Annotated in this window: 19 protein-coding genes, 1 pseudogene and 1 riboswitch; of the genes and pseudogenes, 16 read left to right on the top strand and 4 right to left on the bottom strand. The window is 72.2% G+C overall.

The window, feature by feature from the left end:
* Nucleotides 1–225 precede the first annotated feature (225 nt).
* Nucleotides 226–957 (bottom strand): class II aldolase/adducin family protein, encoded by a 732-nt coding sequence (locus ACFT32_RS42235; RefSeq protein WP_382499808.1) that lies wholly within the window; start codon nt 955–957, stop codon nt 226–228.
* A gap of 198 nt (nt 958–1,155) precedes the next feature.
* Between ACFT32_RS42235 and ACFT32_RS42230 the strand changes: the two genes are divergently transcribed.
* The 3 genes from ACFT32_RS42230 (at nt 1,156) to ACFT32_RS42220 (ending at nt 3,546) form a co-directional block, all read left to right on the top strand.
* Nucleotides 1,156–1,908 (top strand): lysozyme, encoded by a 753-nt coding sequence (locus ACFT32_RS42230; protein WP_382499806.1) that lies wholly within the window; start codon nt 1,156–1,158, stop codon nt 1,906–1,908.
* A gap of 145 nt (nt 1,909–2,053) precedes the next feature.
* Nucleotides 2,054–3,289, top strand: coding sequence for an anion permease (locus ACFT32_RS42225; RefSeq protein ID WP_382499804.1), 1,236 nt, complete (start codon nt 2,054–2,056; stop codon nt 3,287–3,289).
* A 35-nt stretch (nt 3,290–3,324) separates the two neighbouring features.
* Complete coding sequence (locus ACFT32_RS42220; RefSeq protein ID WP_184599685.1) at nt 3,325–3,546, top strand: hypothetical protein; 222 nt, start codon at nt 3,325–3,327, stop codon at nt 3,544–3,546.
* A gap of 60 nt (nt 3,547–3,606) precedes the next feature.
* On the opposite strand, the gene ACFT32_RS42215 is transcribed toward ACFT32_RS42220, so the two are convergent.
* The gene (locus ACFT32_RS42215; RefSeq protein WP_382499803.1) at nt 3,607–7,827 is read right to left on the bottom strand and encodes a trypsin-like peptidase domain-containing protein; all 4,221 of its coding nucleotides are present in this window, start codon (nt 7,825–7,827) and stop codon (nt 3,607–3,609) included.
* A 244-nt stretch (nt 7,828–8,071) separates the two neighbouring features.
* Nucleotides 8,072–8,145, top strand: a riboswitch (cobalamin riboswitch).
* Between the two features lie 120 nt (nt 8,146–8,265).
* On the opposite strand from ACFT32_RS42215, the gene ACFT32_RS42210 reads away from it, so the two are divergent.
* The 8 genes and pseudogenes from ACFT32_RS42210 (at nt 8,266) to cobC (ending at nt 17,235) form a co-directional block, all read left to right on the top strand.
* On the top strand, nt 8,266–9,207 hold the full coding sequence (locus ACFT32_RS42210) for a cobalamin biosynthesis protein (RefSeq protein ID WP_382499801.1): 942 nt from the start codon (nt 8,266–8,268) through the stop codon (nt 9,205–9,207).
* Nucleotides 9,204–10,715, top strand: coding sequence for a cobyric acid synthase (locus ACFT32_RS42205; protein ID WP_382499799.1), 1,512 nt, complete (start codon nt 9,204–9,206; stop codon nt 10,713–10,715). The genes ACFT32_RS42210 and ACFT32_RS42205 overlap by 4 nt, the downstream gene beginning before the upstream one ends.
* A 103-nt stretch (nt 10,716–10,818) precedes the next feature.
* Nucleotides 10,819–12,828, top strand: a complete 2,010-nt coding sequence (locus ACFT32_RS42200) for a putative cobaltochelatase (RefSeq protein WP_382499797.1) — start codon at nt 10,819–10,821, stop codon at nt 12,826–12,828.
* Nucleotides 12,828–13,427: a cob(I)yrinic acid a,c-diamide adenosyltransferase gene (gene cobO / locus ACFT32_RS42195; protein ID WP_311124958.1), complete on the top strand. Its 600-nt coding sequence runs from the start codon at nt 12,828–12,830 to the stop codon at nt 13,425–13,427. The genes ACFT32_RS42200 and cobO overlap by 1 nt, the downstream gene beginning before the upstream one ends.
* A complete protein-coding gene (locus tag ACFT32_RS42190; RefSeq protein WP_382499794.1) occupies nt 13,427–14,809 on the top strand; it encodes a cobyrinate a,c-diamide synthase in 1,383 nt (460 codons plus the stop codon). The genes cobO and ACFT32_RS42190 overlap by 1 nt, the downstream gene beginning before the upstream one ends.
* A 20-nt stretch (nt 14,810–14,829) precedes the next feature.
* Nucleotides 14,830–15,267, top strand: a pseudogene (locus ACFT32_RS42185) (cobalamin biosynthesis protein); the annotation flags it as partial.
* 101 nt (nt 15,268–15,368) lie between these two features.
* A complete protein-coding gene (locus ACFT32_RS42180; protein ID WP_382499792.1) occupies nt 15,369–16,190 on the top strand; it encodes a sirohydrochlorin chelatase in 822 nt (273 codons plus the stop codon).
* Nucleotides 16,180–17,235 (top strand): Rv2231c family pyridoxal phosphate-dependent protein CobC, encoded by a 1,056-nt coding sequence (cobC, locus tag ACFT32_RS42175; protein WP_382499789.1) that lies wholly within the window; start codon nt 16,180–16,182, stop codon nt 17,233–17,235. The genes ACFT32_RS42180 and cobC overlap by 11 nt, the downstream gene beginning before the upstream one ends.
* Nucleotides 17,236–17,431: 196 nt before the next feature.
* Here the strand turns inward: cobC and ACFT32_RS42170 are convergent, their stop codons facing one another.
* Entirely contained in the window at nt 17,432–18,355 is a 924-nt protein-coding gene (locus tag ACFT32_RS42170; RefSeq protein ID WP_382499787.1) for an SCO1860 family LAETG-anchored protein, read from the bottom strand.
* A 156-nt stretch (nt 18,356–18,511) separates the two neighbouring features.
* The gene (locus tag ACFT32_RS42165) at nt 18,512–19,603 is read right to left on the bottom strand and encodes an amidohydrolase family protein (protein ID WP_382499785.1); all 1,092 of its coding nucleotides are present in this window, start codon (nt 19,601–19,603) and stop codon (nt 18,512–18,514) included.
* Between the two features lie 120 nt (nt 19,604–19,723).
* Here ACFT32_RS42165 and ACFT32_RS42160 point away from each other — a divergent pair, with 120 nt between their 5' ends.
* The 5 genes from ACFT32_RS42160 to ACFT32_RS42140 all read left to right on the top strand — a co-directional run bounded on the left by ACFT32_RS42160 (nt 19,724) and on the right by ACFT32_RS42140 (nt 24,112).
* On the top strand, nt 19,724–20,824 hold the full coding sequence (locus ACFT32_RS42160) for a pyridoxal-phosphate-dependent aminotransferase family protein (RefSeq protein WP_382499783.1): 1,101 nt from the start codon (nt 19,724–19,726) through the stop codon (nt 20,822–20,824).
* 129 nt (nt 20,825–20,953) lie between these two features.
* Entirely contained in the window at nt 20,954–21,493 is a 540-nt protein-coding gene (locus ACFT32_RS42155) for a DinB family protein (RefSeq protein ID WP_382499780.1), read from the top strand.
* A gap of 340 nt (nt 21,494–21,833) precedes the next feature.
* Nucleotides 21,834–22,340, top strand: coding sequence for a diaminobutyrate acetyltransferase (ectA, locus tag ACFT32_RS42150; protein ID WP_382499778.1), 507 nt, complete (start codon nt 21,834–21,836; stop codon nt 22,338–22,340).
* 58 nt (nt 22,341–22,398) lie between these two features.
* Nucleotides 22,399–23,670, top strand: coding sequence for a diaminobutyrate--2-oxoglutarate transaminase (gene ectB / locus ACFT32_RS42145; RefSeq protein ID WP_382499776.1), 1,272 nt, complete (start codon nt 22,399–22,401; stop codon nt 23,668–23,670).
* A gap of 43 nt (nt 23,671–23,713) precedes the next feature.
* Nucleotides 23,714–24,112 (top strand): ectoine synthase, encoded by a 399-nt coding sequence (locus ACFT32_RS42140; RefSeq protein ID WP_184599670.1) that lies wholly within the window; start codon nt 23,714–23,716, stop codon nt 24,110–24,112.
* The last annotated feature ends 3 nt before the right edge of the window (nt 24,113–24,115 follow it).

Below are 24,115 nucleotides of genomic sequence, written 5' to 3'. Positions count from 1 at the left end.
CGGCAGAGCGATGGCCGCGCCCACGGGGCAGGACGCCGGCGGCCGACGGTGATGGCCGAGCCTGCAGGGTGGCTTGCCGGCGGCCGGCGGTGGTGGCCTCGCCCGCAGGGCGGGATGCCGGGCGGCCGGTGGAGCGGTGGCTGCGCAAGCGGCGGGTTGTGTGACGGGCACCCGGGGGATGGGCGACGGCGAGGGTCGGTGGGGCAGGAGGCCGGGGCGGACGGGTCAGCCGCGCTGGCCGTATCCGCGGAGCCGGTTCTCCACCTCCGTCAGTTGTTCCGTGGACAGCAGGCTCGGGGACAGGCCCGGGACCGATGCGGCGGTCAGCCACAGCCGGCACATCCATTCCAGCTGGGCGGTGCGGTCGTAGGCCTGGTCCAGTGATGCGCCGTAGGTGATCGTGCCGTGGTTCTGGAGGAGGCAGCCGGAGCGGTCGGCGAGGGCGCGGAGCATGTTCTCGGCCAACTCGTCACTGCCGTACGTCGCATACGGGGCAACCCGGACGGGTCCGCCGAGCGCGGCGGCCATGTAGTGGATCAGCGGGAGCTCGCTCACGAGGGTCGAGACGGCCGTCGCGTGCACGGCGTGGGTGTGGACGACGGCGCGGGCGCCGGTCGTGCGGTAGACGGCGAGGTGCATGGGCAGCTCGCTGGTCGGGACGAGCCCGCCGAGGACCTGCCGGCCGTCGAGGCCGACCCCGGTGACGTCGTCCGGCGCCAGCCGGTCGTAGGGCACGCCCGACGGCGTGACCAGGACGATGTCCCCGACGCGCACCGAGACGTTGCCGGACGTTCCGACGACGAGCCCGTCGCTGACCGTCCGGCGGGCCGTCGCGACGAGGTCTTCCCAGGCGCGCGCCTCCTCGGGGCGCACACCCCTCCGCCGTGACTCCGTCACATCCTGTCCGCCGCCTCGGACGTCCCCCGTGTCCCGCGCGTCGCCTCGCTGCTCAGCCATGCGGCGATCCTGCCAGGCAGCCCTTCAACGCGCCGCCGGGCGGGGGCACTTTAGGCCGGAAACCGAGCATCCGTAAGGGCGCATACCGGCACAAACACATCGCGGATCTCTCTTGGCCGGAGATCATCGGACATTCAACGGCCCTCCAGTACTCTCTGGGGGATTTGCCGTGCACGTAGCCATTCCGGGGGGAACCACATGGCCCGTGACTACATATCGACCCGCCGACGCGGCCGCTTACTGGCGGTCTCCGCCGCCGCACTCGCGCTGGGAGGGACCTCGCTCGCGGAGTTCCCGGCCGCGGCGGCGAGCCGCCCCAAGGGGCACGACGTCTCGTCCCACCAGAAGAACGTCGACTGGCGGAGCGCGAAGGCGAAGGGCGCCAGATTCGTCTACGTGAAGGCGACCGAGTCCACCACCTACCGCAACCCCTACTTCAGCCGGCAGTACAACGGCTCGCGCGCGGCGGGCCTCGTCCGCGGCGCCTACCACTTCGCGCTGCCGAACAGGTCGTCGGGCCGGGCACAGGCGGCCCACTTCGTCCGCAACGGCGGCAGTTGGAGCGCGGACGGCTGGACGCTGCCGCCGGCGCTCGACATCGAGTACAACCCGTACGACAAGAAGCACAAGTGCTACGGCCTGAGCAAGGCCGGGATGGTCAGCTGGATCAAGTCGTTCAGCGACGAGGTCAAGCGGCTCACCGGCCGCCGCCCGGTGATCTACACGACCACCCACTGGTGGAACACGTGCACGGGCAACAGCCGCGCGTTCGCCGCGAACCACCCCCTGTGGGTCGCCCGCTACAACGCGGCGAGCGCGGGGCCACTGCCGGCCGGCTGGTCCTCCTGGACCTTCTGGCAGTACGACAACGGCGACGGCACCCTGCCGGGTGATCAAAATCTCTTCGGGGGGTCACTCGATCGACTGAAAAAGTTCGCCAGGGGCACGTGATCGTTGGGGCGCAAGGGCCGCCGCACCAGGGCGGAATGACGGCCCCCCGGTTGCGGACACCCCTGCGCCCCTCCCAGTTCATCTTCCGTTCACTCGGGTTACCTACGTTCGTCCCGCCAACGACGCCGAACGATTGCCTGGGTAAATGGAAAGCTTCTCGCTGATCCTCGCGATTGTGGTGGTGACCGCACTTGCGTTCGATTTCACGAACGGTTTCCACGACACCGCGAACGCGATGGCCACGACCATTTCCACGGGCGCCATGAGACCGAAGATCGCGGTGGCCATGTCCGCGGTGCTCAACCTGGTCGGCGCCTTCCTGTCCGTCGAAGTCGCGAACACGATCTCCAAAGGCCTCGTCGACGAGGCCGGCATCCGTCCCGAGGTCATCTTCGCCGCCCTGGTCGGCGCGATCCTCTGGAACCTGCTGACCTGGCTCGTCGGTCTGCCGTCCAGTTCGTCGCACGCCCTGATGGGCGGCCTGATCGGCGCCACGATCGCCTCGGCGGGCGTCGGCGCGGTGCACGGTGACGTGCTGGTCACCAAGGTGCTGATCCCGGCGGTCGCCGCCCCGCTGGTCGCGGGCATCGCCGCGCTGCTGGCCACCCGGTTGACGTACTCCCTCGGCAAGAAGGCCGACGGCAACGCTTCCAAGAAGGGCTACCGGGCCGGCCAGATCGCCTCCGCGGGCCTGGTCTCGCTGGCCCACGGCACCAACGACGCCCAGAAGACGATGGGTGTCATCACCCTCGCCCTGGTCGCCGGCGGCGCCGTCGCCCCCGACTCCGACCCGCCCATGTGGGTCATCCTCTCGGCGGGTATCGCCATCGCACTCGGCACCTACCTCGGCGGCTGGCGCATCATCCGCACCATGGGCAAGGGCCTGACCGACCTCCAGCCGCAGCAGGGCTTCGCCGCCCAGACCAGCGCGGCGACGGTCATCCTGGCCTCCTCGCACCTCGGCTTCTCCCTCTCCACCACCCACTCCGTGTCCGGCGCGGTGATGGGCGCGGGCCTCGGCCGCAAGGGCGGCGTGGTCCGCTGGTCGACGGCGACGCGGATGTTCGTCGCCTGGGGTCTGACGCTGCCGGCGGCGGCCCTGGTGGGCGCGCTCGCCGAGTACGTGACCGGCTTCGGGAACTGGGGCACGGCGGTCGTGGCGATCTTCCTGATCACTTCCAGCGGGGTGATCTGGAAGCTGTCGCGCCGCGAGGTCGTCGACCACACGAACGTCAACGAGGTCGACGAGGAGCCGGCCGGCGTAGTGACCACCGCCATCGCCGCGGTGACGCCGCCTCCGGCGGGCCCGTCCGAGGAACTGGCCGCCACGATCCCGGCCCAGGCCGATCGGAAGCCCTCCACCACGACCACCTCGGTCTGATCCCGCCCACCCGGTGACAAGGAAGAATCTCTGAGATGAAGATCGACTGGGCGACCCTCGGCTCCGTCTTCGGCGTCAGCCTCGTGGCCACCGTGACCCTCGTCGGCCTGTTCACCCTCGGCATCACCGGCCTGTCGCGCCGTGAGCGGGCGGTGGCGGCGGGCGGGTCCGCGGGGCTTGCGGTGACGGGCGCGTATGCGTGCTTCGCGGCGTGTGCGGCGGCTGTGGGGTATGGGATCTATCTGATCGTGGCCTGATCCACGGCCGATTCCGCCGGGCGGATACGGGACCTGGTTCCGTACCCGCCCGGGTGCGTTTCAGGGACACGGGGACTCCAGCGTCGCCCCGGCTCTCTCGAGAAGGCGCTCCTCGGCTCGCGAGTAGGCACCGTCCCAGGAGCGGCAGAGAGTGTGGTGCCAATCGTCGGGACGCAGCGGGATACGCATCTGTGCGTCGGCCTGCTCGACGATGAGATGGTGCCGCGACAGACGAAGGTCGTCGGTGGCCGCGCTGAAGGGAAGCGTGACGAACGGCTCCTGGGTGTCCTCAGGGCGCCACAGAGCCATCTGGTCGATGTCCTCGGTCAGGAGCGTTCCATCGGCTGACAGCATTCGCGCCGAGACGGTGACGGATCCTCGGACGGTCCGCCCGACGCGACGATCGCTCTCCACCTGCCGGCGGACGACGGTGGTCTTGTCCGGAGAGGTGGCGACCATCGTGCCGCTCGGGTCGAACACCACGGTCTTGGAATGAAGTTCACCCCCGGCAGCCAGCAGGATGCCCGTCTCCTGGGGCGCCTCCCGTGTCGCGACGTTCCAGAAACGCACCCTGCCGAACGCGTCAGCGACCGCGACCTGCTTGTGGCCAGGGCGTACGGCAACGTCCCGACAGGCCCAGCCCTCACCCCGGCACGGGTTCTCCGCGAGGACCTGGCGCTTCTTGTTCACCACGTCATACCTGATCAGCCGGCTGTCCGTCAGCACCACCACGGTGCTGCCGTACACGGCCAACACCCTGTGAATCCTCTCGGGGAATTCGGCGGTGTCCGCCGTGGCCGGCCGGCCGGTGCGCCTGGCCGACAGGACGTCGCTGTTCCAGAGCAGCAAGTAGCGGTTGTCGTGTGTGAACGTCGCCCCGTCGGGCCACTCGTCGAACTCGGACAGCGCGAGGGGAACTGCTCTGCTTTCGGTGCCGCGCCGGGCGACGACCAGACTGCTCCCGTCGTCCGATCCGGAGAACTGCGCCCGGTAGGCGCCGTCGACGGAGCGGATGTAGGTGTCGCTGCTGGACCAGTCGTGCGGAGACACATCAGGCAGCGGGGGGTCCCGGTCGGCCACCGTCCGAAGGACCAACAGGTCGGAACCCAGCGCCAGAAGAACGAGTGGAGGGCGGCTACCGCGCGGAAGGACGGCCACGGCACTCTTCGCCCTCTTCCATACGAGGTCGCCGACACCCGGGCCGCCCGGAACCCCGTACCGCAGTCCTGTCTCGAGGTCCGTTACGGACAGCGAACCGACGAGTTCGACGACGTACCGACCCGTGACATCCGGCCCGGCCGACTCGACCGCGAGGAAGCGTCGCTCCGGATGTTCCTCCGACCCCTTCACGGCTCTCACCGAGTGGCGGCCGTAGCCCTCGTCCGTAATGACAGCCGCGCCTCGTCGAGCGATCCATTCGGCCTCCGGGACCTTCTCGCGGACGGTGCCGTCCGCCACGTCCCGCACCTCCGCGACAGGGTCCTCCACGGCCCTCGGATCGTCGAAGTCACGCGTCAGGTAGACGATCTCGCTGCCATCCCGCGCAAGCGCCGCGTCCCCCACCTCGGGTCCGGGAGGAACGCCCTTCTGCGATGCCGGTACGGGCCGACCGCCGCGGGCGCCCCACACCTGGACCAGGGAGGAGGACTGTCCGTGGCCCTCCCCGCCGGGGGTGCGGTTCACAGCGACGCGCAGCAGCCGACGCCCGTCCGCGGAGAAGTCCAGGGCGGCTGTTTCGGGCCGGCCGCGAGCGCCGAGCGCCGGTTCCGGGCGCATCCACAACCGCGTCCGACTCGGTACGTCCCAGACGGCCACCGATCCGTCTTCGGACGCGATGGCCAGCAGTGTCCCGTCGTCACTCAGTTCGGCCGTTTCCGGGATGCCCGGGGGAACGCCCCGGACCCGCCAAGGCCGGGCACGCCCTTCGAAGATCCCGCTCCACACCTGAGCGTGTCCGGCCCCGTCCGGCCCCTGTGATGTCGTCACCGCGATCGCGCCGTCCGGTGTCATGTCGAACCCCCGGATCTGTTCCGACCCCTGACCCCGGTAGCCGCGGACCACGGAGGCACCCAGCAAGTACGCCTCCAGCAGGGCCTGTCTCGCCTCCTTGCCCCGCGCGTTGCGCCAAGCGGCCAGGGCCAGTCGTACGGACGACACGGGAGACGTGTCGGCGATACGGGACGACTCCTCCGCCAACGCCCGGGAGGCGATGGCCCGCCCACGCTCTTCGAGCGCTGAGCCCTGCCGCCAGGCCTCTCCTGCCAGGACGCCCGCCAGCAGAGCGAGGACGACCAATGCTGCCGCCGCCAACCGCCAGCGCCTCAGGCCGCGTTCCTGATGACGGTGGCTGGCCTCGATGTACTCGAGTTCGAGCTGCGTGATGCCTACCCGAAGAGACGGGTTCGCCGCCTTCTCCAGCGACGTGGCCAGCATCGTCCCCCGCAGCAGTGCACCCGTCTCCTCACCGGTGTCCGTCCAGTGCGTCAGGGATTGCAGGAGCCGCTCCTGCCATGATCGGAAGTCCCGTGACTCCTCCAGCCATCCCCGCAGGCGCGGCCAGGACCGGACCAGTTCCTCGTGCGCCAGGTCCACGATCGGTTCGTCCTCCGGACCGTGGGTGATCCGCACAAAGCGGGTGCGCGTGGCCAGCGCTTCGGCTGCTGACCGGATCTTCGCGGGCAGCGGGGCCAGGCGTACCGGCTTGCGGCTGAAGCCACCCGCTTCATCAGGGCGGGCCAACTGCGTGAACAGGCGGCGGACGGGCTCTTCGCCATGGTCCACGATGACCTTGCCGACCCAGGTCTCGGCGTGTGCGGACAGAGCACCGGCCACTCCGCCCAACGCCTCGTAGCCGGCATGGGTGAGGCGGACGCCCTTCTCCCGCGCCCAGAGTTCCGTGAGCAGGAACTCCACCATGGGCAGGCTGCCCGGCTCATTCTCGGCTTCGTCGACGATGCGTTCCGCCAGGCCGGGCTCCAGAGTGAGGCCCGGCACACGGACCACAGGTTCCTCGATGGCACGGAGCAGACCGGTACGGCCCAGGGGCGCGACGATCTGGGCGCAGTCGCTGAGGATGTCGGCCGTGGCGGATTCCACGAGGTCGTCGAGGCAGGCGGAGCGGAGCGTGGCGAGGACGCGGAGCCGTTTGCCGTCGGCCGGGACGGAGGCGAGGGCGACGACCAGGGCCAGCAGGGTGCGGGCGGTGGCCGGTTCGGCGGCGACGGTCTCCTCGAGCTGGTTGAGGAAGAAGACATGGCCGCGCGGGCCGCAGCGGTGCAGGAGTCGCAGACCGAGGGCGGCGGCCGCCGGGCCGCCCTCGGAGTCCAGCAGGGCTGCCAGCTTCGACGCGCCGCGCTCCTGGTCGGCCACGCCCGCGTCCGGTTCCAGCAGCGGCGCCAGCGCCCGCGCCAGGGTGAGCGAAGCACGTGTCCCGGGCAGCGGCCGGATCTCCGACACCGTATGGCCGTCGGCGCGCAGGTGGGGCAGCGCGCCGGCCCGGACGAGTGAGGTCTTGCCGCTGCCGGACGGGCCGACGACGGGTACGACGAGGTGCCGGTCGACGGCGTCGAGCAGGCGTCGGGTCTCCTTCTCGCGGCCGAAGAAGTGCTCGGCGTCCTCCTCGCGGAAGGCGTCGAGTCCTCGGTACGGGCAGCGGCGCAGGCCCGGCTGGAGGTCCAGGAGGGCGGCCGCGGGGATGAGGTAGGAGGTGCCGGCCGTGCGGCCGCGGTCGGTGGCGACCGTCATGCCGACCACGGCCGCGAGTTGCTCGTCCCAGACGGGGGCTCCGCTGCACCCCGGGGAGATGTGGTGTGCGGTGCCCTCCGCCTCCATGGAGATCCAGCCCTGTCCGACGGCGCCGAGCAGCCGCCCGCCGATCCAGGCGCCGTGTTCGGCCGTGGCGGGGAAGGCCAGGATCCGGAAGCGGTGGTCCCAGACGTCGCCGGCGCCTGCCAGCGGGACCGGCGTGGTGGGGATGTCAGGGGTGTCTTCGGGCAGCCGCAGCAGGGCGATGTCGCCCGTGCCGTCCGCGGCCACCGGCCGCCAGGCCGACACCGAGGCCGCGTAGGCGATGTTGCCCCGCTGGAGCGGGAACTCGACCGTCACGGGGCTCGTCGGTGCGGATTCGGCCCGTGCGTCGGTGCGCAGGGCCTGTGCGACCACGTGGGCGCAGGTGACCACCGTGCCGGGGGCGAGCAGGAATCCGGAGCCGACGGGAGTGCCGTCGGCGGACCGGACCCGGGCCACCGCGGAGCCGAGCCCCTCCGGGAACCGGTCGTTCACTGGGCCTGTCCTTTCCGCATGTGTGCACCCCCGTGCGAGGTATTGGAGGGTTTGCGCAAGGCACCCGGCAAGCGGGTCGGCGGAACATGCCCCGCACAGGGGAATTCGCCCCGAGCCGGTCCCCGGGAGCGGCGCGTCGTGCTAGCGCGGTGTGGGCTTGTCCACACTCTCCCCTCGCAGGTCAACGGCAAGTTGACGGCTGTTCGCGGCCGTGGTGGACTGCCGGGGCCAATACGGCGGCAGGAGAGGAAGCCGGTGGAAGTCCGGCGCGGTCCCGCCACTGTCACCGGGGCGACAACCCCCGGGAGCCAGGAACTCTCACCGCCGGTCTCGTCGAACCAGGGCGTGGACACCCTGAGTGAGGACATATCGTCATGTTCGGCTGCCGATCGAGGGTCAGTACCCCACCGTTGTCCGCCCCCGTGGCCGGCTGAGCCCATGGGTGCCGGTCGCGTTCACGCGTACGGTGCCGCCGTCGGCCTGATCGGTGATCTGCTGTTCGGCGATCCTCGCCGGGGGCATCCGGTCGCCGCGTTCGGGCGGGCCGCGGGTGCCGTGGAACGGGTGTTGTGGCGGGACCACCGGGGGTGGGGCGCGCTGCACACCGTGGTGTGCGCGGGCGGGGCCGTCGCGCTGGGGGCCGTCGCCGCGCGTGCCGTGCGTACATCCGCCCCCGCTGCTGTCGGACTGACCGCTGTCGCCACCTGGGCCGTCGTCGGGGGGACTTCGCTCGCGCGGGAGGCGCAGGCCATCGGGCGCGCCCTGGCGGCCGGGGACGTCGACGCGGCCCGTGCGCGGTTGCCGCGTCTGTGCGGACGGGATCCGCAGGCCCTGGACGCCGACGGGATCGCCCGGGCCGTCGTCGAGTCCGTCGCGGAGAACACCTCCGACGCCGTCGTCGGGGCGCTGGTGTGGGGGGCCATAGGTGGCGTGCCGGGGCTTCTCGGGTTCCGGGCCGTCAACACCCTCGACGCCATGGTCGGGCACAAGTCGGCGCGGTACCGGTGCTACGGGTGGGCCTCCGCGCGGCTGGACGATGTCGCGGGGTGGCCCGGGGCCCGGCTGACCGCCGCGCTCGCGGCCGTGGCCGGGGACGATCCTCGGGGAGCCGTGACGGCCTGGCGTGCCGATGCCGCCAAGCATCCGAGTCCCAACGCCGGGCCCGTGGAGGCCTCGTTCGCGGGGGCGCTCGGGGTGCGGCTCGGCGGGACCCTGTCCTACGGCGGGCGCGTAGAGCACCGGCCCGTCCTCAACGGCGCGGGGCGCGGCGTCGAAACCCGGGACATCGAACGGGCCGTACGGCTGTCCAGGCGGGTCGGCTGGCTCGCGCTCGGCGTCTGTGTCGCCGCGCGCCACATCGTGAAGGGGCGTACGTCATGACGGGCGGTGGGCTTCTCGTGGCAGGCACCACCTCCGACGCCGGCAAGAGCGTCGTGACCGCCGGGATCTGCCGGTGGCTGGTGCGTCAGGGCGTCAAGGTCGCGCCCTTCAAGGCGCAGAACATGTCCCTGAATTCGTTCGTGACGCGGGAAGGCGCCGAGATCGGGCGGGCGCAGGCCATGCAGGCGCAGGCGTGCCGGGTGGAGCCGACCGCGCTGATGAATCCCGTGCTGCTCAAGCCCGGCGGCGAGCAGAGCAGTCAGGTCGTGCTGCTGGGCAAGCCGGTCGGCGAGCTCAGTGCGCGCGGGTATCACGGGGGTAGGCAGCAGAAGCTGCTCGGGACGGTGCTGGACTGCCTGGAGCGGTTGCGGGGCACGTATGACGCGGTGATCTGTGAGGGGGCCGGTTCTCCCGCCGAGATCAATCTGCGGCGGACGGACATCGTCAATATGGGGATCGCCCGCAACGCCGGCCTCCCCGTGCTCGTCGTCGGCGACATCGACCGGGGTGGGGTCTTCGCCTCGTTCTTCGGGACCGTCGCCCTGCTGTCGCGCGAGGACCAGGACTGCGTCGCCGGGTTCCTCGTGAACAAGTTCCGCGGGGACGTCTCCCTGCTGGAGCCGGGACTCGACATGCTGCACGGCCTCACCGGGCGGCACACTTACGGCGTTCTGCCCTTCCGGCACGGGCTCGGGATCGACGAGGAGGACGGGCTGCGCGTCTCCCTGCGGGGGACGGTCCGGGAGTCCGTCGTCGCGCCGCCCGTCGGCGAGGACGTACTGCGCGTCGCCGTCTGCGCGGTCCCTCTCATGTCCAACTTCACGGATGTCGACGCGCTGGCCGCCGAACCCGGTGTCGTCGTGCGGTTCGTGGACCGGCCGGAGGAGCTGGCCGACGCCGACCTCGTCATCGTGCCGGGGACCCGGGGGACGGTCCGGGCGCTGGAGTGGCTCAGGGAGCGGGGGCTGGCCGAGGCGCTCGTGCGCAGGGTCGCCGAGCAGCGGCCCGTCCTCGGCATCTGCGGCGGCTTCCAGATCCTCGGCGAGCACATCGAGGACGACGTCGAGAGCCGCAGGGGCCATGTCGACGGGCTCGGGATCCTGCCCGTGCGGGTGCGGTTCGACCGCGAGAAGACCCTCACCCGGCCGACGGGCGAGGCCCTCGGGGAGCAGGTCGAGGGCTACGAGATCCACCACGGGGTCGCCGACGTCACCGGCGGTACTCCCTTCCTGGACGGCTGCCGGGCCGGCCAGACCTGGGGCACGCACTGGCACGGCTCGCTGGAGTCGGACGGATTCCGGCGGGCCTTCCTGCGCGAGGTGGCGGCCGCCGCGGGGCGCCGCTTCGTACCGGCGCCGGACACCTCGTTCGCCGCGCTGCGCGAGGAGCAGCTCGACCGGCTCGGCGACCTGATCGAACAGCACGCGGACACGGACGCGCTGTGGCGGCTCATCGAGTCCGGCGCGCCGCCGGGGCTGCCCTTCGTCCCGCCGGGAGCACCCGTATGAGGACCACGGGCCACCTGAGACGCTGGACCGGCTGCCTGATCCCCGGCCTGATCCCCGGCCTGATCCATCCGCAACGCGAAGGCGACTTGGAGGACGACGAAAAGTGACCACCCCCTTTCCGTTCACGGCCGTGGTCGGCCAGGACGATCTGCGGCTCGCGCTGCTGCTGAACGCCGTGTCACCGGCGGTCGGCGGTGTGCTGGTGCGCGGTGAGAAGGGCACGGCCAAGTCGACGGCCGTGCGGGCGCTGTCGGCGCTCATGCCGGAGGTGGACGTCGTCTCCGAGTGCCGCTTCTCCTGCGACCCCGGCTCGCCCGACCCCGGCTGCCCCGACGGGCCGCACGAGCCGGGGGGCTTCGCCTCCCGGCCGGCCCGCATGGTCGAGCTGCCCGTCGGCGCCTCCGAGGACCGGCTGGTGGGCGCGCTGGACATCGAACGGGCGCTGTCGGAGGGCGTGAAGGCCTTCGAGCCCGGCCTGCTCGCCGACGCGCACCGCGGCATCCTCTACGTCGACGAGGTCAACCTCCTCCACGACCACCTGGTCGACCTGCTGCTGGACGCGGCGGCGATGGGCGCCTCGTACGTGGAGCGTGAGGGCGTCTCCGTGCGGCACGCCGCCCGCTTCCTGCTGGTCGGCACCATGAACCCCGAAGAGGGCGAACTGCGGCCGCAGTTGCTCGACCGGTTCGGGCTGACCGTCGAGGTCGCGGCCTCGCGCGAGCCCGAGCAGCGTGTGGAGGTCGTACGACGGCGGCTGGCGTACGACGACGACCCGGCCGGGTTCGCCGCCCGCTGGGCCGAGGAGGAGGCCGATGTCCGGGCCCGGATCGTGGCCGCGCGGGCCCTGCTGCCGTCGGTGCGGCTGGGCGACGACGCGCTGCGGCAGATCGCGGCGACCTGTGCGGCCTTCGAAGTGGACGGCATGCGCGCCGACATCGTGATGGCCCGCACCGCCACCGCGCTGGCGGCCTGGGCCGGTCGTACGGACGTGCTCGCCGAGGACGTACGGCAGGCCGCCCTGCTCGCGCTGCCGCACCGCCGGCGCCGCAACCCCTTCGACGCGCCGGGCCTTGACGAGGACAAGCTGGACGAGACCCTGGAGGAGTTCTCCGGGGACGACGACCCGGATCCGGACCCGGATCCGGGCTCGGGTCCTGACGGGCCCGATGGGGGCGGCGGGCAGCCGGCGCCCGACGAGGGGCCCCAGGACGGTGACACGGGCGCCCGGCCCGAGGCCGGGGAGGACAAGCAGCCGCAGCCCTCAGGGGCGGGCGAGCAGTCGGCCGCACGCGCCTCCGAACCCTTCCGGACCAAGGTGCTGAGCGTGCCCGGGCTCGGCGAGGGTGCCGCCGGGCGGCGTTCGCGGGCCCGGACCGAGCACGGCCGGACCACGGGCGCCCGGCGGCCGAAGGGCTCCCTCACCAAGCTGCACCTGGCGGCGACCGTGCAGGCCGCGGCCCCGCACCAGAAGGCACGCGGGCGGTCCGGGCCGGGACTGGTCGTGCGCCGGGACGACCTGCGGCAGGCCACCCGCGAAGGCCGCGAGGGCAATCTCGTGCTGTTCGTCGTGGACGCCTCCGGGTCGATGGCGGCGCGGCAGCGGATGAGCGCCGTGAAGGGGGCCGTGCTGTCGCTGCTGCTGGACGCGTACCAGCGGCGGGACAAGGTGGGTCTGGTGACCTTCCGGGGATCGGGCGCGGAGGTCGCGCTGCCGCCGACCTCGTCCGTGGACGCGGCGGCGACCCGGCTGGAGTCGCTGCCCACCGGCGGCCGGACGCCGCTGTCCGCCGGGCTGCTGCGCGCGCACGACGTGCTGCGGGTGGAGCGGCTGCGCGATCCCGCGCGACGGCCGCTGGTCGTGGTGGTGACGGACGGGCGGGCCACCGGCGGCCCGGAGCCGGTCGCCCTGGCCGGGCGTGCGGCGCGGCTGTTCGCGGCCGAGGGCGTCGCGTCCGTCGTCGTGGACTGCGAGTCGGGTCCGGTGCGCCTGGGGCTCGCCGGGCAGCTCGCCGGTGAGCTGGGCGGCACCGCCGTGACGCTGGACGAGCTGCGGGCCGACTCCATCGCCGGTCTGGTCAAGGATGTGCAGGGAACTTCGAGGAGGGCCGCGTAATGCCGCAGGGACAGCCGAGTGTCGTTCCGGACGATGGTCTGACGACCCGACAGCGCCGGAACCGGCCGCTCGTCTTCGTGCACACGGGCGTCGGCAAGGGCAAGTCGACCGCCGCCTTCGGGCTCGCGCTGCGGGCCTGGAACCAGGGGTGGCCGATCGGGGTGTTCCAGTTCGTCAAGTCGGCGAAGTGGAAGGTCGGCGAGGAGAACGCGCTGCGCGTGCTCGGGGCGTCCGGTGAGGGCGGGTCCGTCGACTGGCACAAGATGGGCGAGGGCTGGTCGTGGGTGCAGCGCGACGGGCAGATGGACAACGAGGAGAAGGCCCGGGAGGGCTGGGAGCAGGTCAAGCGTGACCTGGCGGCCGAGACGTACAAGCTGTATGTACTGGACGAGTTCGCCTACCCGCTGCACTGGGGCTGGATCGACACCGACGAGGTCGTGGAGGTGCTGCGGAACCGGCCCGGTACCCAGCATGTCGTGATCACCGGGCGGAACGCGCCCGAGAAGCTCGTCGACTTCGCGGACCTCGTGACCGACATGTCCAAGGTGAAGCACCCCATGGACACCGGTCAGAAGGGGCAGAGGGGCATCGAGTGGTGATGTCCTCGTCCGTCCCCCGGCTGGTCGTCGCCGCGCCTGCTTCCGGCAGCGGCAAGACCACCGTTGCCACGGGGCTGATGGCCGCGTTCGCCGCGCGGGGACTCGCCGTGTCCCCGCACAAGGTCGGGCCGGACTACATCGACCCCGGGTATCACGCGCTCGCGAGCGGGCGCCTGGGACGGAACCTCGACGCCTATCTGTGCGGGCCTGAGCTGGTCGGGCCGTTGTTCCTGCACGGGGCGCGGGGGTGTGACATCGCCGTCGTCGAGGGCGTGATGGGGCTGTTCGACGGGGCGGCCGGCGAGGGCGAGCTGGCGTCCACGGCTCATGTCGCCAAGTTGCTGCGGGCGCCGGTGGTGCTGGTCGTCGACGCGTCGTCGCAGTCCCGGTCGGTGGCGGCGCTGGTCCACGGGTTCACCTCCTGGGATCCGGAGGTGCGGGTCGGGGGCGTGATTCTCAACAAGGTCGCGTCGGACCGGCACGAGTGGCTGCTGCGGGAGGCCATGGAGCAGGTCGGGGTGCCGGTGCTCGGGGTGCTGCGGCGGGCGCCGCAGGTGGACACGCCGTCGCGGCATCTGGGGCTGGTGCCGGTCGCCGAGCGGCGCGAGGAGGCCCTCGGTGCCGTGGCGGCCATGGCCGCGCAGGTTTCCGAGGGCTGTGATCTGGACGCGTTGATGCGGCTGGCCCGGGGTGCGGGCACGTTGTCCTGCGCGCCCTGGGACGCGGCCGAGGCGGTCTCCTCGCCCGTCGACCGGCCGAAGCGGTCGCACGAGAGACCCCGGCCCCGGATCGCCGTGGCCGGCGGTGAGGCGTTCACCTTCTCCTACGCCGAGCACACCGAGCTGCTCACCGCCGCCGGTGCCGAAGTGGTGCCCTTCGACCCCCTGCGGGACGAGGAACTGCCGGAAGAGACAAGCGGGTTGGTGATCGGGGGCGGGTTCCCGGAGATGTACGTCTCCGAGCTGTCGGCCAATGAACCCCTGCGCAAGGCCGTCGCGGGCCTGGCCGAGAGCGGCGCCCCGGTCGCGGCCGAGTGCGCGGGGCTGCTGTATCTGTGCCGGGAGCTGGACGGGCAGCCGATGTGCGGGGTGCTGGACGCCGGGGCGCGGATGACGCAGCGGCTCACCCTGGGGTACCGGGACGCCGTGGCGGTCGGCGACAGTGTGCTCGCGGCGGCGGGGACACGCATGCGGGGGCACGAATTCCACCGGACGGCAGTGGAGCCCGGCTCGGGGCCGGATCCCGCCTGGGGATTCCGCTCCCCGGAGCGGCGGATCGAGGGGTTCGTACGACGCGGTGTGCACGCGAGCTATCTGCACACGCACTGGGCGTCCGAGCCCGGTGTCGCCCTCCGGTTCGTGGAGAGGTGCCGGACGTCATGAGCGGCACGCTGGTCGGGGTCGAGGGGGTGCGGAGGCCGCCGTCCCTGGTCGTCGGGGTCGGGGCAGCGCGGGGCGCTTCCGTCGAGGAGGTGCTCGGACTGGTCGAGGACGCCCTGCGGGAGGCCGGGCTGGCCGCGGCGTGCGTCGCCGAGCTCGCCACCGTCGACGCCAAGGCCGGGGAGCCGGGCGTGGTCGAGGCCGCGCGGCGGCTCGGGGTGCCCCTGGTGACGTACTCCGCCGGGGAGTTGGCGGAGGTCGACGTGCCGAACCGGTCCGACGCGCCGCTCGCCGCCGTCGGCACCCCGTCGGTGGCCGAGGCCGCCGCGCTCGCCGGCGGGGGCGAACTCCTCGTCCCCAAGCGGAAGTCGGCCGCGAGCCCGGCGCGGGCGACCTGTGCCGTCGTCCGGCGGCCGGCGCTCCGACGGCTTGCGGTGGACGGGCTCCGGGCGGGTGCCCGCCCGGACACCTCACACGACATCGAGACGTCCGCGGCGGGCATCGCGTACCCTGCCGCGCTCAACGTCCCGCCGTACCAGCCCACTTCCGCCGAGGAGCGCCTGTGACCACCCCGCCCGCCCTGCTCATCGCCGGCCAAGGCACCGCCCGTGACGACACCGGATCCGAGGCGTTCCGCGCGTTCGTACGGCAGCTGGGGGCCCGGCGCCCCGAACTGCCCGTCGCGGGGGGCCTCGTCGAGCCGTCGCGGCCGCCGCTGGGCGAAGCCGTCACCGAACTGGTGGAGCGGGGCGTACGGCACTTCACCGCCGTTCCGCTGACGCTGGTGCCCGCCGGGCACACCCAGGGCGGTATCCGGGCGGCCCTGGCCCGTGAGCAGGAGCGGCACCCCGGGATCTCGTACACGTACGGCCCCCCGCTCGGCTCGCCCCCGGTGCTGCTGGACGTGCTGGAACGTCGGGTGGACGAGGCGCTGGGCGGCGCCGCGGGGCGCAGGCCGGGTGACCGGGCCGATGTGACGGTGCTGCTGGTGGGGCCCGGGTCCACGGACCCCGGCGCCAACGCCGAGGTGCACAGGGCGGCGCGGCTGCTGTGGGAGGGCCGCGGGTACGCAGGGGTCGAGACGGCGTTCGCGTCGCTGGCGGCGCCGGACGTGCCGTACGGGCTCGACAGGTGTGTGCGGCTGGGGGCCCGGCGGATCGTGGTCCTGCCGTACTTCCTGCTCACCGGCGTCCAGCCGGACCGGGTGCGGCAGCAGACGGAGGGCTGGGCGGAGGCGCACCCCGGGATCGAGGTGCGCTCGGCCGGCGTCATCGGTCCGGGGCCGGAGCTGCTGGACCTGGTGTGGGAGCGGTACGAGGAGGCCGCCGGGGGCCACCACGCGCCCGGGCACCTCCACCAGGGGGCGGACTCGCATGCGCACTGAGAGCGGGCACGATCTGCGGCACCACGGGGACGCGGAGGTCCGGGACGACGGCGGCTCGCTCGTCGATCTGGCCGTGAACGTCCGGGCCGACACACCTCCGGTGTGGCTGCGGGAGCACATCGCCGCGTCGCTGGGCGGGCTCGCGGCCTACCCCGACGGACGGGCCGCACGCGCGGCGGTGGCGGAGCGGCACGGGCTGCCTGCGGAACGGGTGCTGCTGACGGCGGGCGCGGCGGAGGCGTTCGTCCTGCTGGCTCGGGCGCTGAAAGTGCGGCGGCCGGTCGTGGTCCATCCGCAGTTCACGGAGCCGGAGGCGGCGCTGCGGGACGCGGGGCACACCGTCGGCCGGGTGCTGCTGCGCGCGGAGGACGGCTTCCGGCTGGACCCGGCGGCCGTTCCCGAGGACGCGGACCTGGTGGTGATCGGCAATCCGACGAACCCGACGTCGGTGCTGCATCCGGCCGAGACCATCGCCGGGCTCGCCCGTCCCGGGCGGGTGCTGGTCGTCGACGAGGCGTTCATGGACGCGGTGCCGGGCGAACGCGAGGCCCTGGCGGGCCGCGTCGACGTCCCCGGCCTGGTGGTGCTGCGCAGCCTGACCAAGACCTGGGGGCTGGCCGGGCTGCGGATCGGGTACGTGCTGGCGGCGCCCGAGACCGTCGAGGACCTGGAGCGGGCGCAGCCGCTGTGGCCGGTGTCGACACCGGCGCTGGCCGCTGCGCGGGCGTGCGTGGGCCCCCGGGGCGTGGCCGAGGCGGCCCACGCCGCCCATCGCATCGCGGCGGACCGCGCCCACCTGGTGGCGGGCCTCGCGCGGTTCGCCGCGGCGGGGCTGCGGGTGGCCGAACCGGCGGAGGGCCCGTTCCTCCTCGTCCGTCTCCCGCACGCGGCGACCGTACGCCGCCGCCTGCGCGACCTCGGCTACGCCGTGCGCCGCGGCGACACGTTCCCCGGCCTTGACGAGGAGTGGCTCCGCCTGGCAGTACGGGACCGGACGACGACGGACGGGTTCCTGCGGGCACTGGAGCGTGCGGTGACGGGCTGACGGTTCACGCGTCGGCCCGTCGGGCTCGCCGAGCTGTCGGACGGCATCGGCAGGCGGCTGCCCGGCCTGGGCGGCCCCCGTCGGCTCCGCCTCGGTCGGTGTGCCGGGAACCGTCCGGGCGGGTCGGCAGGGCAGCGCGCGGTCCGGGCCCTGCGCCCGCCCAGGAACGGCCCTCCGCCCCCGCGCCCCTGGAAGGTCAGCCCCGGCGGCGTGCCAGGGCCACCGCTCCCCCGCCCACGGCGAGCAGGGCGATCGCGCCGCCCATGATGTACGGGGTCGTCGAGCTGCCGCCCGTCTCGGCCAGGCCCTCCTCGGCGGGGGCACCCTGCGGCTCGATCTCGGCGGGGGCGTCGGACGGCTCGGCGGACGGCTGGGCAGGGGCCTGTGCGGCCGGTGCTGCCTTCGGGGTCTCGCAGGTCGCCTCGGCCAGGGTGAGCGTGCCGTTCACCTCGGCCACGTTCAGCTTCAACGGGTTGACGGACACCTTGAGTTCGAGGGCGGTGGCGGCGGCCGTCCGGGACGTCGTCCGCGTCTTGGAGAGGTCCAGGCGTACGTCGCCGACGCCCGGCACCTCGACGTCCGTCGGGCCGCCGGCGGTCAGGGTGACGCGCTTGCCGAGCACGGTCACCGAGCCGGGCAGCTCGGTCGTGGCGACCGGCTTCTTCCCGGCCTCGCAGACGGCCTTCGAGGTGACCTGCTCGATCTCGACGACCGACAGCAGCGGCAGGCCGGGGACATGGACGCGGGCGCGGGCCAGGGTGGTGCTCCCCTCGGCCTTCGTGGCGGTCGCGGTGGCTCTCGCCTCGGCCGTGTCCGCGCGCAGCACGCTGAAGGGCTGTCCGCCGTTCACCCCGTCCAGGCGGGCGGTCAGTGCCGTCTTCTCGGCGCTCCGCGGCGCCTGGACCTCGTTGAGGGAGAGCGTGAGCGGGGCTTCGACCGACTTGTTCAGCAGGGAGACATCGAGGCCGGTGCGCAGAACGACGGCGCTCGCGCGTCCGTGGTCGCCGGTGGCGTGCGCCGGGCTCACACCGGTCAGTGCCACAGGCCCGGCGGCGAGAGCCGTGGCCGTCGCCACGGTCGCCAGACGGCGTGCGGGCATGCGGAAGGAAGTGCTGTTCACGGTGGGGACTCCAGGAGAGACAGGCTCGGGACCCGGAAAGAATCGCGCAACCGGCGTACGGCGTCAGCGATCTGACGCCTCTTCACTCCAACGTGGCGATACCGTGGAAGTTTTCGATTCTCCCGGCACAGGCGTTCCCCGGTGTCACCCTCGCGGCTACCCGACCACGCGCCCGTTCAGCACCACCCGGCGCGGCGCCGCCAGTACGCGTACGTCGGCCCGGGGGTCCTCGTCGTAGACGATCAGGTCGGCCGGGGCGCCCTCGTCCAGGCCGGGGCGGCCGAGCCAGGTGCGGGCCGTCCAGGTTCCCGCGGCCAGGGCGTCGAGGGGCGGGATGCCGGCGGTGACCAGTTCGGCGACCTCGGCCGCCGCCAGGCCGTGGGCGAGGCCGCCGCCGGCGTCGGTGCCGACGAAGACGGGGATGCCGGCGTCGTAGGCGCCCCGGACGGTGTCGTAGCGGCGTTCGTGGAGCCGGCGCATATGGGCCGACCAGCGCGGGAACCGGTACTCGCCGCCGTCGGCGAGCTGCGGGAAGGTCGCGATGTTGACCAGGGTCGGCACGATGGCGACGCCCCGTTCGGCGAACAGCGGGATGAGGTCCTCGGTCAGGCCCGTCGCGTGCTCGACGCAGTCGATGCCCGCCTCGACGAGGTCCTGCAGCGAGTCCTCCGCGAAGCAGTGCGCGGTGACCCGGGCGCCCAGGCGGTGGGCCTCGGCGATCGCCGCCTCCACCGCGCCGCGGGGCCAGCAGGCCGACAGATCCCCGAGGTCGCGGTCGATCCAGTCGCCGACCAGTTTGACCCAGCCGTCGCCCCGCCGGGCCTCCTGGGCGACGTAGGCGACCAGGTCCTCCGGCTCGATCTCCCAGGCGTAGTTGCGGATGTAGCGGCGGGTGCGGGCGATGTGCCGCCCGGCGCGGATGATCTTCGGCAGGTCCTCGCGGTCGTCGACCCAGCGGGTGTCGGAGGGCGAACCGGCGTCGCGGATCAGCAGCGTGCCGGCGTCCCGGTCGGTCAGGGCCTGCTTCTCGGCGACGTCCTGGGGGACCGCGCCGTGCCGGTCGAGTCCCACGTGGCAGTGCGCGTCGACGAGGCCGGGCAGGGCCCAGCCCTTGACGGTGCGGATGTCGCGGGCACCGGCGGGACGGTCGTAGGTGACGCGGCCGTCCACCACCCACAGTTCGTCGCGGACGTCCTCGGGCCCGACGAGCACCCGTCCCTTCACGTGCAGCACCGTGCGTTCGCTCATGCACCGCACCCTAGTGAGCCGCGGACCTCGGCTGCGAGGGGGGACGTACCCGCCGGTTACCCTCGATGCCGTCGGCCCCGGGCAGACGCCGCCCGCCCCGTGAATGAAGAGAGCCCCACCGTGACGCACCCGTTTCTGGACCTGGCCCCGCTCGGCGCGGACCGCTTCGCCGCGATCGAGGACCGTGTGGCGCGGCTGCTGAGCACCGAGCAGGACGTCGTGATCATGCAGGGCGAGGCGCTGCTGCCGCTGGAGGGCGCGATCCGTGCCGCGGCCGGGCCGGGGACGACGGCGCTGAACGTCATCACGGGCCCGTACGGGCAGACCTTCGGCGACTGGCTGCGGGACTGCGGTGCCACGGTGGTCGACCTGGCGGTGCCCTTCCACACGGCGGTCACGGCCGAGCAGATCCGGCAGGCCTTCGCCGAGCATCCGGAGATCGACTTCGTGTCCCTGGTGCACGCGGAGGCGGCGACCGGGAACACCAACCCGGTCGCGGAGATCGGCGAGGTGGTGCGGGCGCACGGGGCGCTGTTCTATCTGGACGCGGTGGCGTCGATCGGTGCCGAGCCGGTGCTGACGGACGCGTGGGGCGTGGACCTGTGCGTGATCGGGGCGCAGAAGGCGATGGGCGGTCCCGCCGGTGTCTCGGCGGTGTCGGTGAGCGAGCGGGCCTGGGCCCGGATGGCGGCGAACCCGCGGGCGCCGCGCCGGTCGTATCTGTCGCTCCTCGACTGGAAGGAGCGGTGGATCGACGGCGGCCGCAAGGCGCTGCCGCACGCTCCTGCGCAGCTGGAGATGCTGGGGCTGGAGGCGTGCGTGGAGCGGATCGAGGCGGCGGGGCTGGATGCCGTGATGGCCCGGCACGCCTCCGCCGCGGCGGCCGTGCGGGCCGGGGCGGTCGCGCTCGGTGGCGGCCTGGAGCCGTATGTGTACGAGGCCCGGGACGCGGCGCCCGTCGCCACGACGCTGCGGGCGCCGTCCGGGGTGGTGGCGTCGGAGCTGGTGGCCAGGGCGCTGAAGTCGGATCCCGCCCTGCCGGTCGCCGCCGGCGGGGGTGCGCTGGCCAAGGAGATGATCCGGGTCAACCACTACGGGGCGGATGCGACGCGCGGGGCGGTGCGGGCGAGCTTGGCGGCGTTGGGGGTGGCTCTCTCCGAGCAGGGGCTGCGGGTGGATGTGGAGGGGGCACTGCGGGCCGTGGAGAGGGCGTGGCGGTAGTCGGGGACTGAGGCCTCCGCTGGGGCCTCCGCTGAAGCCTCCGCTGGGGGCTGCGCCCAGACCCCCGCTTCGACCGGGCTGCGATGCGGGACACCGGCCGTTGTCAGTGGCCCGTGCCATGCTCCCCGCATGACCACCGACACATCTGCCGAGCACACCCCGACCCTCCCCGACGGCCGCCCCGTGCCGCACCTCAGCGGTGATGAGCGGGCCATGCTCGAGAGCTGGCTGGACTTCCACCGGGCCACGCTGGAGCTGAAGTGCGCGGGGCTGGACGACGCGCAGGTGCGGATCCCGTCGGCCGCGCCATCCGCGCTGACGCTGCTCGGGCTGGTGCAGCACCTCGCCGAGGTCGAGCGGAACTGGTTCCAGCGGGTCACCGCCGGTCTGGAGGCCCCGCCCCTGTTCGAGGACCCGACCGGTTACGCGCTGGAGCCGGGGCGGGGTCTCGACGAGGCGCTGACGATCTGGCGGCGGGAGATCGCACGCGGGCGGGAGCTGTGCGCGGAGCTGCCGCTGGACCATGTCGGGCGGGTCGCCGAGGGGCCGGTCCCGGGGATGGAGGTCAGTCTGCGATGGGTGCTGATTCACATGATCGAGGAGTACGCACGGCACAATGGCCACGCCGATCTCCTACGGGAAAGCATCGACGGAGTGACCGGGGCCTGAATTACACGTGGTTTTCCGCCGCCTACCGTATGTAAGCTGTCCCACAATTAGGAATTCATCAAGGAACAGCTTCCCGTATTCTTCTGCCCGCTTTTCCCGGTCCTAAACCCAGAGATTTTGGGGACACCCGGCGGGGAAATTCGGGCAGATCTCGTGGGGATTACATGGCTGTGACGCGTTACACACAGTGACCGTTTCGCCCGTTATTCCCGGGACAATACCAGACATTCGGCCACCTCCGCACCTTAAGACTCGCGCCCGCGCGATAACACAGTCATGGCTCATACGTAACCCCGCCCGGCGATGCGATTTTGAATTTCTCTGGGTAAATTCAATTGGTATGACTGCCGTACAAGCAGATCCGCAAATCGACCGTCCCACCGTGGCCGACGGAGCCGCACTGTGGCGGATGGCGAAGGACTCCAAGGTTCTGGACCTGAACTCGTCCTACAGCTATCTGCTGTGGTGCCGCGACTTCGCGGCGACGTCGGCCGTGGCGCGTGACGAGCACGGCGAGCCGATGGGCTTCATCACCGGGTACGTGCGGCCGGACAGCCCGCGCACCCTGCTGGTCTGGCAGGTGGCCGTGGACGAGGCCCACCGCGGGCGCGGGCTGGCCGCCACGATGCTCGACGGCCTGGTCGCCCGGACCGTGGCCGAGCGCGAGGTGACGACGGTGGAGACCACCATCACCCCGGGCAACACCGCCTCGGAGCGCCTGTTCACGTCGTTCGCCGAGCGCCACAGCGCCCGGCTGGAGCGCGAGGTGCTCTTCGACACGGCCGTGTTCCCCGACGGGCCGCACGACCCCGAGGTCCTGTACCGCATCGGCCCGCTGCCCCACTGACTTCCCGCACCGCCCCCACTCCCGCACTCTTCCCCCACGTACCGAGGAGCGATCCGTCGTGACCATCACCCAGCCCGACCTGAGTGTCTTCGAGACCGTTGAGTCCGAGGTGCGCAGCTACTGCCGCGGCTGGCCCACCGTCTTCGACCGCGCCGTGGGCAGCCGTATGTACGACGAGGACGGCCATGAGTACCTCGACTTCTTCGCCGGAGCAGGGTCACTGAACTACGGGCACAACAACCCTGTTCTGAAACGCGCCCTGATCGACTACCTGGAGCGTGACGGCGTCACGCACGGGCTCGACATGTCGACCACCGCCAAGCGCACGTTCCTGGAGGCCTTCCAGAACCTGCTGCTGCGACCGCGTGACCTGCCCTACAAGGTCATGTTCCCGGGCCCGACCGGCACCAACGCCGTGGAGGCCGCGCTGAAGCTGGCGCGGAAGGTGAAGGGGCGCGAGTCGATCGTGTCCTTCACCAACGCCTTCCACGGCATGTCGCTGGGCTCGCTGGCCGTGACCGGCAACGCCTTCAAGCGGGCCGGCGCCGGTATCCCGCTGGTGCACGGCACGCCCATGCCGTTCGACAACTACTTCGACGGCACGGTCGAGGACTTCCTGTGGTTCGAGCGACTGCTGGAGGACCAGGGCTCCGGCCTCAACAAGCCGGCCGCCGTGATCGTCGAGACCGTGCAGGGCGAGGGCGGCATCAACGTGGCCCGGCCCGAGTGGCTGCGCGCCCTGTCCGAGCTGTGCGAGCGGCAGGACATGCTGCTGATCGTCGACGACATCCAGATGGGCTGCGGCCGTACCGGTGCCTTCTTCTCCTTCGAGGAGGCGGGCATCACGCCGGACATCGTCACCGTCTCGAAGTCGATCAGCGGTTACGGCATGCCCATGTCGCTGTGCCTGTTCAAGCCCGAGCTGGACGTCTGGGAGCCCGGCGAGCACAACGGCACCTTCCGCGGCAACAACCCCGCGTTCGTCACGGCCACCGCGACCCTGGAGACGTACTGGGCCGACGGCTCCGCGATGGAGAAGCAGACCCGCAAGCGCGGCGAGCAGGTCGAGCAGGCGCTGATCTCCATCACCGAGGAGAACCTGGCCGATGTGAAGGAGTACCGGGGCCGCGGCCTGGTGTGGGGCCTGGAGTTCCACGACAAGGAGCGCGCGAACAAGGTCGCCAAGCGCGCCTTCGAGCTGGGGCTGCTGATCGAGACGTCCGGCCCCGAGAGCGAGGTCGTCAAGATGCTCCCCGCCCTCACCATCACCCCCGAAGAGCTGGACGAGGGCCTGCGGACGCTGGCCCGCGCCGTCCGAGAGACCGCCTGACACACCAACCGAGCACCACTCACCGAGGAGGCATCGCAGCACCGTGATTGTCCGTTCGTTCAAGGAGATCGAAGGTACCGACCGGCACGTGAAGTCGGCGTCCGGTACGTGGGAGAGCAAACGCATCGTCCTCGCCAAGGAGAAGGTCGGCTTCTCCCTGCATGAGACGGTCCTGTACGCGGGTACGGAGACGTCGATGTGGTACGCGAACCACATCGAGGCCGTTGTCTGCGTGGAGGGTGAAGCGGAGCTGACCGACCACGAGACCGGGAAGTCGTACACGATCACGCCCGGCACCATGTACCTCCTGGACGGGCACGAGAAGCACACGCTGCGGATCAAGCAGGATTTCCGCTGCCTCTGCGTCTTCAACCCGCCTGTCACCGGACGGGAGGACCACGACGAGAACGGCGTATACCCGCTGCTCACCGAGGAGGTGTGACGC

Source organism: Streptomyces sp. NPDC057002 (assembly GCF_042673825.1).
In the GTDB taxonomy this organism is placed as follows: Bacteria; Actinomycetota; Actinomycetes; order Streptomycetales; family Streptomycetaceae; genus Streptomyces.
Note: the sequence above shows the minus strand (reverse complement) of the source record. Positions and strands in the feature narration are given on the sequence as shown.